At 64.0% G+C, this 16726-nt stretch carries 15 protein-coding genes; 7 read left to right on the top strand and 8 right to left on the bottom strand.

The window, feature by feature from the left end:
* The first annotated feature begins 1 nt into the window (after nucleotide 1).
* From AC3Z8Y_RS12680 to AC3Z8Y_RS12655, 6 genes are all read left to right on the top strand, one after another.
* Nucleotides 2-781, top strand: a complete 780-nt coding sequence (locus AC3Z8Y_RS12680; protein ID WP_490086072.1) for a cyclase family protein — start codon at nucleotides 2-4, stop codon at nucleotides 779-781.
* 109 nt (nucleotides 782-890) lie between these two features.
* Entirely contained in the window at nucleotides 891-2306 is a 1416-nt protein-coding gene (locus AC3Z8Y_RS12675) for an iron-containing redox enzyme family protein (protein ID WP_490086071.1), read from the top strand.
* A gap of 2 nt (nucleotides 2307-2308) precedes the next feature.
* The gene (locus AC3Z8Y_RS12670) at nucleotides 2309-3268 is read left to right on the top strand and encodes a methyltransferase (protein WP_490089996.1); all 960 of its coding nucleotides are present in this window, start codon (nucleotides 2309-2311) and stop codon (nucleotides 3266-3268) included.
* Nucleotides 3269-3479: 211 nt separating this feature from the next.
* On the top strand, nucleotides 3480-4661 hold the full coding sequence (locus tag AC3Z8Y_RS12665) for an HPP family protein (RefSeq protein ID WP_490086070.1): 1182 nt from the start codon (nucleotides 3480-3482) through the stop codon (nucleotides 4659-4661).
* 72 nt (nucleotides 4662-4733) lie between these two features.
* Nucleotides 4734-5039, top strand: coding sequence for a DUF2845 domain-containing protein (locus AC3Z8Y_RS12660; protein WP_490086069.1), 306 nt, complete (start codon nucleotides 4734-4736; stop codon nucleotides 5037-5039).
* A gap of 33 nt (nucleotides 5040-5072) precedes the next feature.
* Nucleotides 5073-5690 (top strand): hypothetical protein, encoded by a 618-nt coding sequence (locus AC3Z8Y_RS12655; protein WP_490089995.1) that lies wholly within the window; start codon nucleotides 5073-5075, stop codon nucleotides 5688-5690.
* A 20-nt stretch (nucleotides 5691-5710) separates the two neighbouring features.
* On the opposite strand, the gene AC3Z8Y_RS12650 is transcribed toward AC3Z8Y_RS12655, so the two are convergent.
* From AC3Z8Y_RS12650 to AC3Z8Y_RS12625, 6 genes are all read right to left on the bottom strand, one after another.
* Nucleotides 5711-6184: a DUF2269 family protein gene (locus AC3Z8Y_RS12650; RefSeq protein WP_490086068.1), complete on the bottom strand. Its 474-nt coding sequence runs from the start codon at nucleotides 6182-6184 to the stop codon at nucleotides 5711-5713.
* A 1-nt stretch (nucleotide 6185) separates the two neighbouring features.
* On the bottom strand, nucleotides 6186-7313 hold the full coding sequence (locus AC3Z8Y_RS12645; RefSeq protein WP_490086067.1) for a saccharopine dehydrogenase family protein: 1128 nt from the start codon (nucleotides 7311-7313) through the stop codon (nucleotides 6186-6188).
* Between the two features lie 431 nt (nucleotides 7314-7744).
* A complete protein-coding gene (locus AC3Z8Y_RS12640) occupies nucleotides 7745-8545 on the bottom strand; it encodes an HpcH/HpaI aldolase family protein (protein WP_490086066.1) in 801 nt (266 codons plus the stop codon).
* Between the two features lie 70 nt (nucleotides 8546-8615).
* Complete coding sequence (locus AC3Z8Y_RS12635; protein WP_490086065.1) at nucleotides 8616-10319, bottom strand: amidase; 1704 nt, start codon at nucleotides 10317-10319, stop codon at nucleotides 8616-8618.
* Nucleotides 10320-10401: 82 nt separating this feature from the next.
* The gene (locus tag AC3Z8Y_RS12630; protein ID WP_490086064.1) at nucleotides 10402-11580 is read right to left on the bottom strand and encodes a catalase family protein; all 1179 of its coding nucleotides are present in this window, start codon (nucleotides 11578-11580) and stop codon (nucleotides 10402-10404) included.
* Nucleotides 11577-13370, bottom strand: a complete 1794-nt coding sequence (locus AC3Z8Y_RS12625) for a di-heme-cytochrome C peroxidase (protein ID WP_490086063.1) — start codon at nucleotides 13368-13370, stop codon at nucleotides 11577-11579. The genes AC3Z8Y_RS12630 and AC3Z8Y_RS12625 overlap by 4 nt, the downstream gene beginning before the upstream one ends.
* A 219-nt stretch (nucleotides 13371-13589) precedes the next feature.
* On the opposite strand from AC3Z8Y_RS12625, the gene AC3Z8Y_RS12620 reads away from it, so the two are divergent.
* Nucleotides 13590-14099 carry a hypothetical protein gene (locus AC3Z8Y_RS12620; protein ID WP_490086062.1) on the top strand — a complete coding sequence of 170 codons (510 nt, stop codon included), beginning with the start codon at nucleotides 13590-13592 and terminating at the stop codon, nucleotides 14097-14099.
* Nucleotides 14100-14169: 70 nt separating this feature from the next.
* Here the strand turns inward: AC3Z8Y_RS12620 and AC3Z8Y_RS12615 are convergent, their stop codons facing one another.
* The gene (locus tag AC3Z8Y_RS12615) at nucleotides 14170-14391 is read right to left on the bottom strand and encodes a DUF6555 family protein (protein WP_490086061.1); all 222 of its coding nucleotides are present in this window, start codon (nucleotides 14389-14391) and stop codon (nucleotides 14170-14172) included.
* Nucleotides 14392-14499: 108 nt separating this feature from the next.
* A complete protein-coding gene (gene egtB, locus AC3Z8Y_RS12610) occupies nucleotides 14500-16719 on the bottom strand; it encodes an ergothioneine biosynthesis protein EgtB (RefSeq protein WP_490086060.1) in 2220 nt (739 codons plus the stop codon).
* Nucleotides 16720-16726: the final 7 nt, after the last annotated feature.

The raw sequence follows: 16726 nt of genomic DNA, 5'->3' as shown, positions 1-16726 counted from the left end.
CATGACGTCTGAACGTCGCCTCGTTGACCTGTCCGTCACCCTTGAAAATAACCCGTACACCGACCCGCCACCGTTGTTGCCGCACATCGAATACATGGACCACCAGCAAGGCTGGCCGGAAATGGCCGCCATGTTCCCCGGCCTGACCATCGACCAGATGCCGGGGGCTGAAAGCTGGGCCGCCGAGCGCTTGCAGATCACCACCCATAGCGGTACCCACATGGACGCGCCCTGGCATTACGCCTCCACCACCGATGGCGGCACGCCCGCCTGGGGCATCGACGAACTGCCCCTGGATTGGTGCCTGCGCCCCGGGGTAAAGCTGGATTTCCGTGCCATGGAAGACGGCCACGTGGTCACCGCCGCCGAAGTAGAGGCCGAACTTGCACGCATCGGCCATACGCTGCAGCCATTGGACATTGTGCTGGTGAATACCCGGGCGGGGGCATTGTTCGGCCAGCCGGGCTACCTGGACGCAGGCGTAGGCATGGGCCGCGAGGCCACCCTTTACCTGCTGGACCGCGGCGTGCGTGTGGTAGGCACCGATGCCTGGAGCTGGGACGCGCCGTTCAAGTACACGCGGGAGCGGTTTGCCGCCACCGGCGACGCTTCGCTCATCTGGGAAGGCCACAAGGCGGGCCGGGATATCGGCTACGGCCAGATGGAAAAGCTGGCGAACCTGGACACGCTGCCGGCCTTCGGATTTACCGTGAGCTGCTTCCCCTACAAGATCAAAAAGGCCAGCGCAGGGTTCGTGCGCGCCGTGGCTATTTTCGAGTAATCGCGCAAAGGTAGAGAAGCGGCCATTCATCCGCCATCGTCGCCGGGCAAGGAATTCCTGAGGGCGGCGGCGCTCGAACGTGCACTATAAAGCGTATTCGAGTTGCTCTATGACTGCCTTGCAAAACCTTGCCTGCTCGAACTCCCATGCCTTGCCGGCTACCACGCCGGCAAGGGACCTCTATCAAGCCCTGATGCGCCACCCGGAAGGCGACACGCTTGACGCGGCGCGGGCCTACCTGAGCGACCGGCTCGAAGAAGCCGCACAGGTGCCGGGCGGCTTGCCCGAGCACTTCGATGCGCTCGAGCAGTGGGTGGCTGGCAATGCTGCCCGTGTGGCAGAGCAGTACGCCAGTTACCTCAAGGCACGCCACGAGGGCGCGCCGCGACGGTTCTTCACCTGTCGCGCCCACGCGTTATATTTCCTGCGGGCCGTGGCACCCACCAAGCTGGTGGACGGCGCGTGGCTGTACGGCACGCTCAGCCACTGGGCCGACGGCCGCTATCATGGGCTGATCCGCACCTACCTCGAAGAGCTGGGCGACGGCGAACCGGCTCAGAACCACGTGGTGCTGTACCGCAAGCTGATCGCCGACCTGGAGTGCGAGCCGCACGCCGACCTGGACGACGACTGCTACGTGCAGGGTGCCATCCAACTGGCGCTGGGCGCGCTCGGCAAAGACCTGATGCCTGAAGTGATCGGCTTCAACCTGGGTTACGAACAACTACCGCTGCACCTGTTGATCACCTCGTTCGAACTGAACGAACTGGGGATCGACCCGTACTATTTCACCCTCCACGTGACCATTGATAACGCCAGCACCGGGCACGCTCAAAAGGCCGCCCACAGCCTGCTTGAACTGATGCCCACGGTTGGGCAAGAAGCTTTCATTCGGCGTGTGCGTGCCGGCTATCAGCTCAATGAACTGGGTACGGGCACCACCGCGGCCATCGCGGCGTTCGACCTCGAAGAAGAATTGATCGCGATGCTCGAACGCAAACAAGTGTTCGCCCAGCATATGCACTCCGATTACTGCAAGGTGGAAGGCAGAACGGTGAACCAGTGGCTGGCCGAGCCCGGTGGCATTCGCCCGTTCCTTGCGGCGCTGGAGCGCAAGGGGTGGATCAAGCGCAAGGCCGATCCGAGCGAAAGCCGCTTCTGGCAGCTGATCGATGGCCCGGGCGCGGCGATGTTCGGCGTGTTCAGCGCGTACGAAAAGCAGTTGCTGGCCGACTGGATCGCCGATGGGTATGTGCCTGAAAACAACCAGCGGCGCGGGACTGATAACCCGTTCCGCTTGAAGTTTCGGCAGCACCCCTTGGCCACCTCGTTGGCTCAGGCGGCCGGCCCCAGCGTTGAGGAGCGCACCCAGGTGCAGGCCGCCCTGGCTGAGCCCGGGCCATTGCCACGCCTGGAGCGGCTGATTCCTTTCCTGTCGCCCCAATGCCATGCGACCCCAGCCGGCCTTTATGCCACGCGTTTGTATGCGCGCGAACTGGCCGGTGAGCCGGGGGTAGGCCGATGACCATGGTGCAGGCGTTTGAAGGGCTGGCGCCGGTAGAGGAGGGCAGCGCTGTGTTTGCCCTGGGGCGCTACCTCGCCGAGCAGCAGTACCGCTTCATCACTCCCACGCCCTTGACCCACCAACGCAACCTGGATCGTGACCCCGGCCCGGGTTCGGATTTGCGCGATGCGTTCGGCTGGAACCGTCCGTTTGCGGCCAACCTGCTGCCAGCCGAGTTGCTGGAGGCTTTGCGCGCCGTGGGCGTGATTGTGGCGGACACCCCGGGCTTCTGGCGTAGCACGCTGCGCTGTTCCACCTTGGGCGATCAACGCCTGTTGCACTCCGGCTACCCGACGGACGCCGCCGATGCAGTGTTCTTCGGGCCAGACACTTACCGCTTCGCGCGTAGCATCGAAGCGCATCTGGCACAACGGCCCGCTCCGCCCGCGCGGGCAGTAGACATCGGTACCGGCAGCGGTGCGGGGGCGCTGGTGATTGCCAAAGCCTGCCCGGGGGCGCAGGTATGGGGGACCGACATCAACCCCGGCGCCCTGCGCCTGGCCGGGATTAATGCGCAACTGGCTGGCGCCGACAGCCTGCAGGTGCAACCCGGCGATGTACTCAGTGGGGTAGAGGGGACGTTCGACCTCATCGTGGCGAACCCGCCCTATATGCAAGACCCGAAAGGCCGGGCCTACCGGGACGGCGGCGCGGGGCTTGGCAGTGCGTTGTCCCTGCGCATCCTGGCCGAATCGCTGCCGCGCCTGGCCACTGGCGGGACCGTATTGCTGTATACCGGTGTGGCCATCGTGAAGGGCCAGGACCCGTTCCTTGAAGGCGCTCGCCAGGTGCTTGAAGGCTTCGATGGCCACTGGCAGTACGAAGAAATCGACCCGGATGTGTTCGGCGAAGACCTGGAACTGGAAGGCTACGCCAACGCCGAGCGCATCGCTGTAGTGGTGCTGACCGCCACTGCTGGCTGAGTATTTCGCAAGGTTCGCCGGCTGCGCCTACGCCTACATCCGGGCGGACGCTCTGTGGGACCCGGCGGAGCCGGGGAAAGGCATAACGCGGCGACCGAACCCGGCAGGTGCCGATAGTCTCAAGCCACGCTAAAATCCCCGCCGCTCCGCCGGCACAGCCAGGTCCACTGGCGGCTCTCCCGGTTATCTTCGTCTTCCATGTTGGTTGCCTATGCCTGCCCCTGTTCCCGAACACCCCCAACCTTCCTCACGCCAGCCACGCCTGCTGGCTTTGGCCCGGGCGTTGTGGCCCGCGCCGCAACCGATCAACCGCCGCGAAAAAGTGCGCGCCAGCCTCGGCGCTGCGCTGGGCATTCTGTTGGTCGCCCTGTTGGCGGCAAGCTGGGTCGAAGGTGGCCTGGCCCATGAACACAGCCTGCTCGCTCTTGCCCTGGTCGCACCGCTGGGCGCCAGTGCGGTGCTGGTGTTTGCGGTGCCTTCAAGCCCGCTGGCACAGCCCTGGTCGGTGGTAGGCGGTAATACCCTGTCGGCACTGGTAGGCATCGCCTGCATGAAGTGGGTGCCGGATGCCTCGCTGGCCGCTGGGCTGGCGGTGGGGTTGGCCATTGCGGTAATGCTTGCCCTGCGATGCCTGCACCCGCCCGGCGGCGCGTCGGCGTTGCTGATGGTGCTCATGGGGTGCGATCGCTTCATGTTTGCCGTCACGCCTGTATTGCTCGATTCGCTGCTGTTGGTGGCGGCCGGCCTGCTCTACAACAACCTTACCCGCCGCCCATGGCCGCACCTTCATCGGGCCGCGCCGCCTGCGCCCGCTACGGGTGAGGGGGGCATCCGGTTGCAGCGCAGCGACCTCGACGCCGTGCTCGCCCGCCACAACGAAGTGCTGGACATCAGCCGGGACGACCTTGAAGCCCTGCTCGAAGAAGTGGAAGCCCTGGCCTATCAACGCACCATGGGCAAGGTGCGTTGTGCCGATGTGATGAGCGCGAACCCGGTGGCCGCGAGGGTGGAGATGCCGCTGCGCGATGCCTGGGCCCTCATGCGCAAGCACCGGATCAAGGCTCTGCCAGTGGTGGATGGGCGTCAGCACCTGCTGGGCATCGTCACGGTTGCCGACTTTATGCGGCAGATTGATCTGGACGTACACGAGGGTATGGCCTGGCGCCTCCGTTCGCTGGTGCGCCCCAAGCCTGCGCAGGCGCGCACGGTTGGCCAGATCATGACCCGCACCGTTCGCGTGGCCAGCCATGACCGCTTGCTGATCGACTTGGTGCCGGTGTTTTCCGAGAACGGCCATCGGCACATCCCGATCATCGACGAAGGGCAGCGCCTGGTCGGGATCATCACCCAATCGGACCTGATCCGGGCACTTTATCAAGCGGTGCGGGCGTGAATGCCCGCCAAGCTGAAGCGAGCGACAGTAGCGGTTAAGATGGCATGGTGTTCCTGACCTGACCGGTGGCCCATGAAACCCTCTCTTTCCCTGTTCGCCGGCGCATTATTGTTCTGCGCCGGCTTCGCTTGCGCCGATGACACGCTACGCTGCAACAGTGCGCTCATTTCTGTTCACGACCGCATGGGCGAGGTGCTGCGCAAATGCGGTGAGCCCATGAGCCGTTCGCCCCAAGGCTCGGTGCGTGTGAGCGGCGGCATTGGCCGTCGGCTGGAGCTGCCCGTGGAGGAGTGGACCTACGGCCCCAATTCGGGGATGTATCACTACTTGCGGTTCGAAGGTGACGAGTTGGTGCGTATCACTGGCGACAGAGGCTAGCCCTAGCCCTCGGCCCCCACTTGAAAGAGGACGATCATGCGCCTGGCCCCTTTGCTTGCCTTGTTACTGTCCACGGCGGCCCTTGCCGCCGTCCCTCCAGGAATGGTCGAAAAGGTCCGCGGTACGCTGGACGCGGTCGAGAACAACCAGCTGCGGCTGACCACCGCCGCCGGCCAGGCCATCACCGTGGCGCTCACGCCGCAAACCACCGTGCGTAGCATCGCGTTGGCCAGCCCTGCGGACATCACGGCTGATAGCTACATCGGGACGGCCGCCGTGGCGCAACCTGACGGCACCCTCAAAGCCCTGGAAGTACATGTATTCGCGCCCAGCCTGCGAGGCAGCGGCGAAGGGCACCGGCCGTGGCAAAGTGCCGAAGGCGCCCAGGCCACCATGACCAATGGAACCGTGGGCGCGGTGAAAGTCGCCCAAGGCCGCCGGCTGACGGTCACCTACCCCGACGGCGAGAAAACCATTGTGGTGCCGGACGGCGTGCCGATTGTGCGCATCGATCCGGCCGACACTTCGCTGCTCAGCGCCAGCGCGCCGGCCAAGGCTCATGTAATCGTATTCGCCGTGCCGGATGACCACGGGGGCGCTCAGGCGCAATCGGTACTGGTGGGCAAGGACGGGATTACCCCGCCGATGTGAGCGCCGGAGCTTGTGCGTTACTACGGCCATGGCAACGTTTTAGTGGTCATCACCAGCACAATGAAGAACATGCCGGCAAAGCCCGCAACGCCCAGCCAGAACCAGCGCCGATACAGCGTATCGAACCGTTCGCACAGAGGGGCGCCCGATAACACAGCGCTGGCTGCGAGTCGCTGCATGTGGTTTTGCAGCACTAGCACTGGTAGCCACAGTGCTCCTACGCTGAAAAAAATCACCAGGCCCGCAAGTAGCCAGCCTTGGCTCAGCCGCCAACCGGCCATGCTGGCCAGCGCATACCCTGTAGCCAGTTGCAGCACACCGGCAGGTGTGGTGATCCAGTTGTCGAACCGCACCACCCATGTCGCTACACCGGCGACCAGCCTGGCATCGCCGGTGCGGCGTGCGGCGATCAGGTAGAGAAACGAACCCATGCCGAAACCGAACAGAAACACGGCGGCGATGATGTGCAGGTACTTCACCCAAAGGTAAATCATGTCAGGGCCGCTGCCGGGTGTGGCGGAGGTCGAAGCGCACCTGTTCGGGCGCAGCGATGGCATCGAGGTACTCGTTCAAGGTAATTTCACCTACGCAGGGCCGCGCGCCCGGGTGGGGACGATAACCAGCAGCAACCTTGATCATCAACGCAACAGCGGCGCAACTAGGGATTTCCGGGCCCTTGTCGTCGTAGGCGGTCACTTGTGACTGGAGCAACATCGGCTGCCCGTCCGTGCCTACGCCGCTTACGTCCAGGTACATGGCGCTTTTGCCATCGCCCAGACCTTCGAAGCGGGTACCCAGGCGGTGCAGGCGCCTTGCCCAGCGAAGAGGGTTGTGTAGCAAACCAGCCTTGATGGCCATGGCCAATAACCCATTGGCGACTGCGCCCAGCATAAGGCCCGGCCCCGCCTTGAAGGCAAGCCGAGGTGCACCGTAGCGGCTGGCGAGAATATCCATGTCAGGCACGTCCACATTGGAGACCAGCCGCCACCCCAGTTCGGGCAAACGCTTTAACGTCAGGCCCAGCCAGCCGGTCACCGGGTAAACGCTACCCCCGCGCAACTGGGTGATTGGCCGCCCCGCGTAGGCCAGCACTCCTTCTACGGTCGAGAGCCCAGGCATTTTGGCTGAGGATGAAATGCCATGTTCGATCGAGTCAATTCGCCAGAAGCGGTCCATGACGTGGTCGAGAATGGCACACGAAAGGCTTGGCACCGAGCTGCAACCGCTCAGTATCGCTACGCCAGCGTTACGTGCCTGCTCATCGAGCGTGCCGATACCGTTGACGAAAGCCCGGCAGTCCGCCAGGTCGCAATAGTTCACCCCGGCGGCAATGCAGGCCTCGGCAACGCTGTAAAGCTGCCCCTGGAACGGCCCGCCGGTGTGAATGACCCAATCGAGCTTCAACCCGGGCAAGGCGTGGGCGAAACCGGGAAGCAGTACATCGCCACACCATCCGGCGTGGCGAACGCCGGAAGCCAGTTCCAGCTCGCGAAGGCGGGCGTCGAGCTTGCGGGGGGCCCGGCCGGTGATCACCAGCTCAAGCCCGGGAATACGATTCAAGTGGTCGCTGATGATCCGCCCAAAATTCCCATACGCGCCTACCACCAATACTCGCAATGCCACGGTGCATTCCTTATGCAATGGGCCAGCACTGGCCCGAACACTTCCCCGAATGAGAGCCAAGTTGGGTGTGATGGGGCCAGGGGAAGCCTTTGTTGATACTAGCCTTAGCGCCTTGATCGCCGAGTGCCATCGCCTGGATGCCGAAGAATCTGGACTGGAGGCTGGGCAGTAGAATGCATGTATTATTTAGTGGAGAAGGCGTAAGCGATCTGGGGTGTTGTGCTCTATCAACTTCGGCTTGCAGGGGCGTAGATTATCGCTTGGGCCCTTTGGCAATCGCTGTTGCCCAGCTTTACCAATTTTATTCCCGCCTTCTTCAGGTCCTGACTTCCTTGCGTTAGCAAGCGCCCCCGCTTGGCCTCCTGCCATCACCCGGGAGCAACTCATAGACGGTGATACACGGTAAGGCCATGCTGGATCGTTCTGCCGCCTCAATAGGTACTCGAAGTGCCCACCGGTAATTCCTCGTTCCGGTACAGCGCCAGATTGGCCCGAGCGGCGGTGCGCAGCAGGCTGATGTCGATGCCCACCGCGATGAAGTTGCAGCCCCATTCCCTATAGCGGCGCGCGTCGGCTTCTATAGGCGCCAGGATCCCCGACGCCTTGCCGGCGTTAAGGGTGGCGTCGATGGCCTGGCGGATCTGCCCCTGCACCTCTGAATGAAGCGGATTGCCGGGGTGGCCCAGGCCGATAGACAGGTCGGCTGGCCCCACGAACACGGCGTCCACACCCTCGACCGCGGCGATTTCAGCGGCATTGGTCACGCCCAGGCGCGATTCTACCTGCACAATCAGGCACAGCTGCTCATGGGCGGTGGCCAGGTAATTGTCCACTCCATCCCAGCGGGTGGCACGGGTAAGGCCGCCGCCCACGCCCCGGATGCCTGCCGGTGGATAGCGCATGGCCCGCACGATGGCGCGTGCCTGCTCGGCCGTCTCCACCATGGGCACCATGAGCGTTTGCACACCGATGTCCAGTAACTGCTTAATCAGTGCCGGGTCGCTGTTGACCGAGCGCACCACCGGCGCGCTGGCATACGGCGCCACGGCCTGCAGTTGCGCCAGGACGCTGGCGACCCCATTGGGCGCATGCTCGCCATCGATCAGCAGCCAGTCATAGCCCACACTGGCGGCTATTTCGGCGGCATAGCCATTGGCGAAACCGGCCCACAGGCCGTATTGCGGCTCGCGGGACGCCAAGCGGGCTTTGAAACGGTTTACGGGCATTTGCATTGAGCTACCTCGGCAATCATGGCCAGTGTTGTCGTGCAAGCGTAGGCAAAACGGTGGTTCAGCGCCCGTCTCAGGCAAGCGGCGGCGTACGCGGTGGGATGCGGCGGCGGTTGCCGGTGGCTTCAAACGCGGCGGCAAAACGCAACAGCGCGGTGTCGTCGTACGCGCGGCCAGCGAAGGTCAGCCCTACGGGCATGCCGATGTCAGCCATTACCCCCATGGGCACCGTCACCGTAGGCACGCCCAGGTGCCGGATAGCGAGGTTACCGTTTGCCACCCATACGCCATTGCTCCAGGCGACGTCGGCCGAGGCCGGGATCACGTCGGCATCGGCGGGTGCAACATCGGCCACGGTGGGGAACACCACGGCATCCAGCCCTCGCTCTGCCATCCAGTCTTCCAGGTCGGCCTTGCGTGTGGCTTCGAGGCCCCGCAGGCCGTCGGGCACAGTCGAAATCTGGTCCCACGAGGTGATGCCGCGCTCGGCCATGCGCACGTATTCATCCATGCCGGCCGCCAGGTCGCCCTCACGGTTGGGCAGGGTGCCCCGGTCATGAGGGAAGATCAGCGGGCCGTTGACGTCTACCAGCCGGTTCAGCTTCGGATCGCCGTTGGCCTGCAGGAAATCGTCGAACGCCCAGGCCGTGAGGTCCCACAGTTCGTGGTGGAGGAATTCTTTCGATACCAGCCCTCGGTTGAACACCGTGGGCGCGCCGGGGCGGTCGCCTTCGCAGTTGGACACCAGCGGGAAGTCCACTTCCACTACCTCGGCGCCAGCGGCTTCCAGTGCCCGGCGGGCTTGCTCCCACAGGGCGATCACCGTGGTTCGGGTATGAATGCGTTGCCCGGTGGGGCCGCCGATGCCGGGTGCTTCGCTGGTGCCAGCATCCGGGTCGGCGTTGATGTACATGCGCGGCACGCCGAAACGCCTGCCGGCGAGCGCGCCCGGTTCAGCGGCCAGTGCCGGGTAAGAGGCGGGACGCACGTCGGCTACGGATGGAATGGGCACCCAGGGCTGCAAGCGCCAAAGATCGCCACGGGTATCGGTATCCTCGGCCACGATCACGTCCAGCACTTCCAGCAGGTCGGCCATGGTACGGGCGAACGGCACCACCACATCCATGGTGGGGGTGAGTGGCCAGTTGCCGCGCACCGAGATCACACCACGTGAGGGCGTGTAGGCGCACAGGCCGTTGTTCGAGGCCGGCCCTCGACCGCTGGACCAGGTTTCTTCGGCCAGGCCGAACGCGGCAAAGCTGGCTGCGGTGGCTGTGCCCGCGCCGTTGGAGGAACCCGAGGCGAACGGGGCAGTGAGGTAGTCGCCGTTGTAAGGGCTTTCGGCCCTGCCGTACACGCCCCGCTGCATACCCCCATTGGCCATGGGCGGCATGTTGGTCTTGCCCAGGCAGATCGCTCCGGCAGCTCGCAAACGCTCGATGGTGAAGGCATCGCGATAGGCGACCAGGTCGGCGAAGGCAGGGCTGCCAGACGCGGCGGTCAGCCCTTTGACCAGGTAACTGTCCTTGGCGGTGTAGGGGATGCCATCCAGTGGGCCGAGGGTTTCGCCACGGCGCCGACGTTCATCGCTGGCCTGCGCTTCGGCCAGCGCCTCGGGGTTGTGCACCACCACCGCGTTGAGCCGGGTGGCGGTGGCCAGCCCGTCGTAGGCCTCGATGCGGGCCAGGTAGGCCTGCACCAGCTCGACGGCGGTGGTTGTCCCCGCCTCGAGCGCCGCCCGCAGCTGGGCGATGGACACTTCGGTTACTTCGATCATGCTGGCACCGGTTCAACAGGTTGAGGGGTGCCATTCTGGCGAGCCTGTGACGCCGGTGCAATGCTCGCCGGCAGCGTCGCTCCTAGTGTTGGGCCGCGTTGCGGGCGTTGCGGTAGTCGGCCACGGCTTCGTATACCGCCTTGCGCAGGCGATTGATGCCGCCCAGCGGCTGGTGCGCCTCGATACTGTGCCAGGGGCTGAAGCGCATGTTATCGCAGGCCAGGTTCTGTTCGGGCGTGTCGAAATCCTGCGGTGGCAGACGCAGGTGCCCCACAGTGCGGAAGGCCGAATCGCTTTCTTTCCACTCTACGCTGGTGTCTTCCAGTGGCATGTAACGGTTGGCGTCCTGCAACTGGACCTGCAAGGCGAAACAGGCAGGCTGGCGGTCCGTGGACAGCTGCTGGTACAGCGCGCCCCGGAGGAAGTTGGGCTGGTCCCGGTTCATGGCCGGCAGGTTGTAGGCAGGGCACGCCGACGGCTCGGGAATTACCCGGAACTTGGCGTTGGCGCTGCCATAACGGTAGGGGGCCACGGAGTAGTAGGTGGCGTCGGCCGGCGTGTCGGGTGCCTTGCTCAGGGTGGCAAAGGCAATGAACAGGTGACGGATCTGCCAGGTACGCGGGTCCCACGACGGGAAGAAGGCCATGGCGCGCTTGCCCTCGGCTTGCGCGGCAATGTTCTGCCGGTACTCTGCCACGTCACTGACGAAGAAGTTGGGGTGGTTGAACATGACGAAGTCTTGCTCATGGCGCGCTTGTTGGCTGGCGAGCAGCGGCGTGCCCGGCACGTCCAGCAGCTTGATCGCCATGCCGCGTGCGTCGGAAATGTTATCGAACTGGGGGTAGGCATTGCCGTTAGAGAGCCGCATCCAGGCCTGCCAGGTTTTACCCGGTTCGCTGAACACCCCCTGGCGCCACTGAGCGGGAAGGTCGCCGTCCACGCTTAACTCGGCGCGCACGCAGCCATGGGCCTTGGCATGGGCATCGCGCAGGTAGCGGGTGTCGGTACGGTATTTGTCCACGATCCGTATGGCGGTCTGGATGATGTCCTGGGTCATCGCCGCCTCGCCCGGCGGCACCTGTTCCACCGCGGCCACGGGCCCTGAGAACTTCAAGGCATACCAGAGCGCGCTGCCACCCCAGCCAACGGCGCCTAGTATCAACAACGCTGCCAGCAGCCAGGCCAGCACTCGGCCAAACCACAACCAGGCGGCAACGATGCGGCCGCGTTTGCGCGAAATGAACAACGTACGTCCGGTCATGGCAGGTGTTTCTCCAGCGGGCCACCAAGTACTTTCAGGTATTCGAGCAGGGCCCAGCGTTCGCTGGGCTGCAGCAGCCGGCCGATCACGCCATTGCCCTGAGGCCCGTCGCGGAATTCGTGGCCGCTGTTACGGTTGCCGGCGATGCGTGTGTCGAACAGGAAGCCACCCGCAAACGCTTCGGTCTTGTAGCCCAGCTGCTGCGGGTCGTAATCGAAGGTGCCACGGTAGAAGGTGGTGGCGCGCTCGTCCTGGGGGGACAGCAATTGATAGATCGTAGGTACTGAGCCGTTATGCAGGAAGGGCGGGGTAGCCCAGACGCCCGCCAGTGGCCGCGCCTTGTAGGCGCGCAGCTCGCGCACGCCGATGGGCAGGTCGAAGCCGTTCATTCGGCCTTGCTGGTCAAGGGGGATGCCCGCGTCAGCGTACGCCCGGCGCTCCACAAACGCGGTCACCCAGGCCAGGCCCATGGCGACGGAAACACTATGAAGGTCCACTTGCTGGGGTGCGGTTACCACGTTCAGGCCAGCCAGGTCTTCGGCGGTCCAGTTCAGGCTGCTCAAGTCGAAGCGGTGGTCCGCGATGTTATCGGCTGCTGCGGGGTCGGTACCGATCACCTGGGTCGGCAGCATGCGCAGCGTCGCCACCGGGCGGCCATTCTTCATCTCGGTGTGCGGCACGTGGCAGGTGTGGCAATTCTCCTCGAACAGCGCGCGCCCTTGACTGGCAAGGGTGAGATCCACAGGCCCGAGCACATCCTCAGGCCAGGCCGGAGGAGCCAGCCGTTGCAGGGTTTCCTCGATCAGGTGCAGATCGTTCACACGCACGCTGGAGGGGTAACGGTCATCGCCGGTGTGTGGCTGGCCTTGCGCGTCCCGGTATTCCAGGGTAGCGCCCACGCCAAGGGATTCACCGATGTTACGCGCCATCGGTTGCTGGGCAGAGCCGTTCCATTGCACCCAGTCGAACGTCCAGATGTCCCACAGCTGGGGGTAGTCCACCGGCGCGTTGCCCTGGCGGTAATTGGCCGGCGTAAGCCCGTCGCCGAAGGCGGCGTTGGCGATGCGCCCGAACGCATCGGTGCGCCCAGGGCCTTCCTGAACGGGATACAGGCCCCGGTGCGTGTCGTTCCAGGCGGCCCCCAGGAAGGTGAACAGTGTTTGGCGAAGCTGGCTTCGCAGCTCGTTCTTGCCATGCGGGTAGCCATCGCCCAGCACCTTGCGGGCGAAGCGGTCGAACTTCCAGGGCACGTAGGCCGTGGCCGCCAGGCTGGCCACCAGCGCCTGGCCGAAGCTGCCGCCGCGCAGGGTAGGTACGGTAGAAGGCAGTACGTGTTGGGCGGTGCCGCCGTCGATTCGCACCGCGGTGCCCTGGTAGCGCAGCTCGCCGGTATGGCAGGCCGCACAGGTGATGTCCAGGTAACGCTGGCCATCGGCAGGGTTCACATGTTGAGTGAACCCTACTGGCAAGCGGCCTGTGTTGGCGGAACTGCGCTGAGTATCGAAGAGGAAACCAAACCGCCCCAGGTTGGCCTGAAGCGCGAACGGCGTTGCGGAGAACGGTTGTTCCAGCGCCGTGAACCATTGATAGCGCAAGCCTTTGACCTGGGTTCCCTGGGGCGTGAGGTAATAGGCTTGCCGGTCGGCCTCGCTCCATTGGGGCAGGTATTCCACACGCGAAGGTGGGCTGTAGGCCGGCAAGTTCGGCCACGCGGTGAAATACAGCACCACACCCAGCAAGGCGAGCAGGGCCACAAGCAGGGCGCCAAGTACCCAGGAAACAACGCGCATCACGACCATCCTTGGAGAAAACGGCGCCTTTTATGCCTGATCGCCTGGATGATGGCAAGTGGCTATTTATCTTTCCTGTGCTCCGGGGAAGGCTCTCCCACGACATGTCCCGGTTTCGGTAAATTTTCCTACAACTATTTAAGGCTTAAAGCCTTTGATATGGCGGTACCGGCGCCTATACCTTCATCTGCAATTTCAATTGAAGGCGACAGTTTCGGCATGGACATGCGTTATCAACACCGCCGCCAGGCGCCGCCCATTACGTTCGCCTACCAAAGCCTGCGCGGTGATCTCACCCAGCACAGCCTGCTGTATTGGCAGCACAATACGGTTGGCGTGCAAGGGCGCGAGCACACCGGCGCATTTGCCAGTTTTTCCAAGGCGCGCATCGTGGAGGTACAGGTGGGCGCCGATTGGCTCGAGGAAGCTTCTGCGCCTGAGGCGCCCGACCCACTGGCAAGGAGCAGAGGCGGCTCCAGCCCTCGCATCTACTTCCTGGGCTTCACCGCCGCAGAGCGGTTCCAGTTCGAATTGCTGGCCGCCGAAAAGGGCATGCATGTGGTTCCGGCGCTATTGCCCAACCTAGAGTTCTGCTGTTGCGGGCCGCGGGTCAGCTGGCGCGAACTACAACAAGCCTTTGATCGCAAGGCTTGGGTGTTTCATCCCCAGCAATTGGTGCGCGCACTGGAAACCGGTGAGTTGCCCGAACATCATCCGTGGCTGTTCTGATCGGGCGGCCACTACTGTGCTGAATGGAATAGCCCGGCAACGCGCGGGGCTTACAAAAAAGCGAAAGCGTTCAGGCCTGGCGCCACACCACGCTTTCAATGCCGAACTTCTCGGCCATCGGCTTGCTGGTCTTGCGCACTTTTTCCAGGCCGTAGCGGCCGATGCGGCCTACGCCGGCGTCACAACTTGCCCAATGCCAGGCCTCGGCGTTATCCATGCTGTCGGCCCGAATGATGAAAGACTTGGGGGTACCGTGCTGGGTGTAATCGATGACAAACAGTTTTGCGCTCATGGGTGACTCATTCCTCCCTGTATGACCTACAGAAAGCAGTAAACGCAAAAAATTCAATCAGATTGTCGGACGATCGGCCCTTAATGGCCAACCGCCCTTGTTGGCACGCTACACCAAGCGGAAGAGCGCGACTTCGGGCGCATCACTCACCCACTGATGGCTGACCTTCCACCCGGCTTGGGCCGCCAGCCCGGTCAACGAAGCCGCGGTGAACTTGTGGCAGTTTTCCGTATGAAGGCTCTCCTGTGCGGCAAACATAAAGCGCTCACCGGCAATGGTCACTGCCTGGTCCGTGGTGCTTACAAGATGCATTTCTATCCGCTGGGCAGCGCTGTTCCAACGTGCCTCGTGCCGGAACTGGTCCACGTTGAAATCCGCGCCAAGCTCCCCGTTGATTCGCACCAGCAGGTTTTTGTTGAACCGGGCCGTGACTTGCGCGGCATCGTTATACGCAGCTTCAAGAATCTCGGGAGCCTTGACCAGGTCCACACCTACGATGAAGCTGGCGCCACGGCCAAGCAATCGCCGCGCACCCCGCAGGAAGGCGATCGCCTCGTCCGGCGTGAAATTGCCCAGCGTCGATCCAGGGAAAAATCCCACGCGAGGGCATTTGCCGATCTGCTCGGGCAACCGCAGGGCGCGAGTGAAGTCGTCCACCAGCGGTATCAGCTTGAGTGAAGGATAAGCTTCGCGCAGCTGATTGCTGGCTCGCTGCAGCGCATCGGCGCAGATATCGATGGGCACGTAGGCGGCAAGGTGTGGCGCGGCATCCAATAGCAGGCGGATTTTCTCACTTGCACCGGCACCAAATTCCACCAGCGCGGCACCTGGTGGCAACAGCGTGGCGATTTCGCCAGCACACCGTTGCAGCAGGGCGATCTCGGCCCGGGTAGGGTAGTACTCGGGGGTATTGCAGATGTCTTCGAACAGCCGAGAGCCCGCTTCGTCATAGAAATATTTGGGCGAAAGCTGGCGCGGACTCGACCGCATCGCCGTCAGCACATCGGCTTGCAGGCCGGGGTCTTCGGTGTGCTCCGACACCGGTTGCGGCACCTCGGCCAACGTGTCCCGGGTCCCGCCCAGGGAGCGTGAGCCGCGGCTGTCCCGGGCCAGTCGCAGCCCGCTGAAGGCCCAGCGGGCGCTGGAGGGGAAGAAGTTGCGATACGTTTCGCGACTGTGCCCGCGCGGCGTGATGCTGGCGCCGCCACGAAGCACCATCTGGTTGACCATGAACTTGCCGTTGTACTCGCCTACCGCGCCGGCCGCCGCGCGAAAGCCCGGGTAGGCGATATACGGGCTGCGTGTCCACTGCCAGGCCACATCGTTTGCCTGTTCCAGCAACCCGGCCATCGCCGCTACTTCCCACTCGGCTTCGCTGGGCAGCCGTGCACCAGCCCATTCGGCAAAGGCTGCCGCTTCCACATAGCTCACGTGTGTCACCGCCGCGTTGGGGTCCAGGGGCTGCAAGCCGCGCAAGGTCATCACCTGCCAGCCGGCGGCAATGTCTTCCCGGGCTTCGGGCTGTCGGCGCCAGTAGGCAGGCGCCTCCCAACTCTGGGCTTGCACGGTCGCCCAGCCTTCGGACAGCCACAGTGCCGGAGTGCGGTAGCCCCCTGCGGCGATGAATTCCAGCCATTGGCCGTTGGTGACCAGCCGGTCGCTGATTTCAAAGGGCTCCAGCCATTGCCGGTGACGGGGCCCCTCGTTGTCGAAGGCGAAGCCAGTGCCGTCGTGGCCGATTTCCAGCAGGCCGCCAGCATGGGCGCGGAAACGCCCGGGCCGGCCCACCGGCGCCTTGGGCCAGGCCGGATCATAGGCCGGCGCCAGTGGCGAAAGGCTGAACAGGTGAAGGATGTCCATCAGGATCAGCTCCTGATGCTGCTGCTCATGCTGCAAGCCCAGCTCCACCATCGACCGTTGCTCAGCACTCAGGTCGGTTGCCAGCAACGTGACCATGTGGTGGTCGACGTGCTTGCGGTAGGCGAGCACATGCTCCACCGGGGGCCGGGTGAGCATGCCCCGTTGCGGCCGAGGCTGGCGCGGGCCGACCGCTTCGTAATAGGAATTGAAGAGATAAGCGAAGGCCAGGTCGAACGGGCGATAGCCGGGCAACCCTGGGGTGAGCAGGAAAGTTTCGAAAAACCAGGCGGTATGGCCAAGGTGCCATTTGGTCGGGCTGGCATCCGACATGGACTGCGCGCCCATGTCCTCGGCGCTAAGCGGCACCGCCAGGCGCTCGCTGTATTGGCGCACGGCGACGTATCGCTCGAGCAGGGCGCTGGCAAGGGCACAAGGGGGCGTAGCGAGTGGCTTGGTTGAAATACTCATGAGAATC

The sequence above is a fragment of the Pseudomonas sp. 3MAES_34.3B genome, from assembly GCF_058145875.1.
Note: the sequence above shows the minus strand (reverse complement) of the source record. Positions and strands in the feature narration are given on the sequence as shown.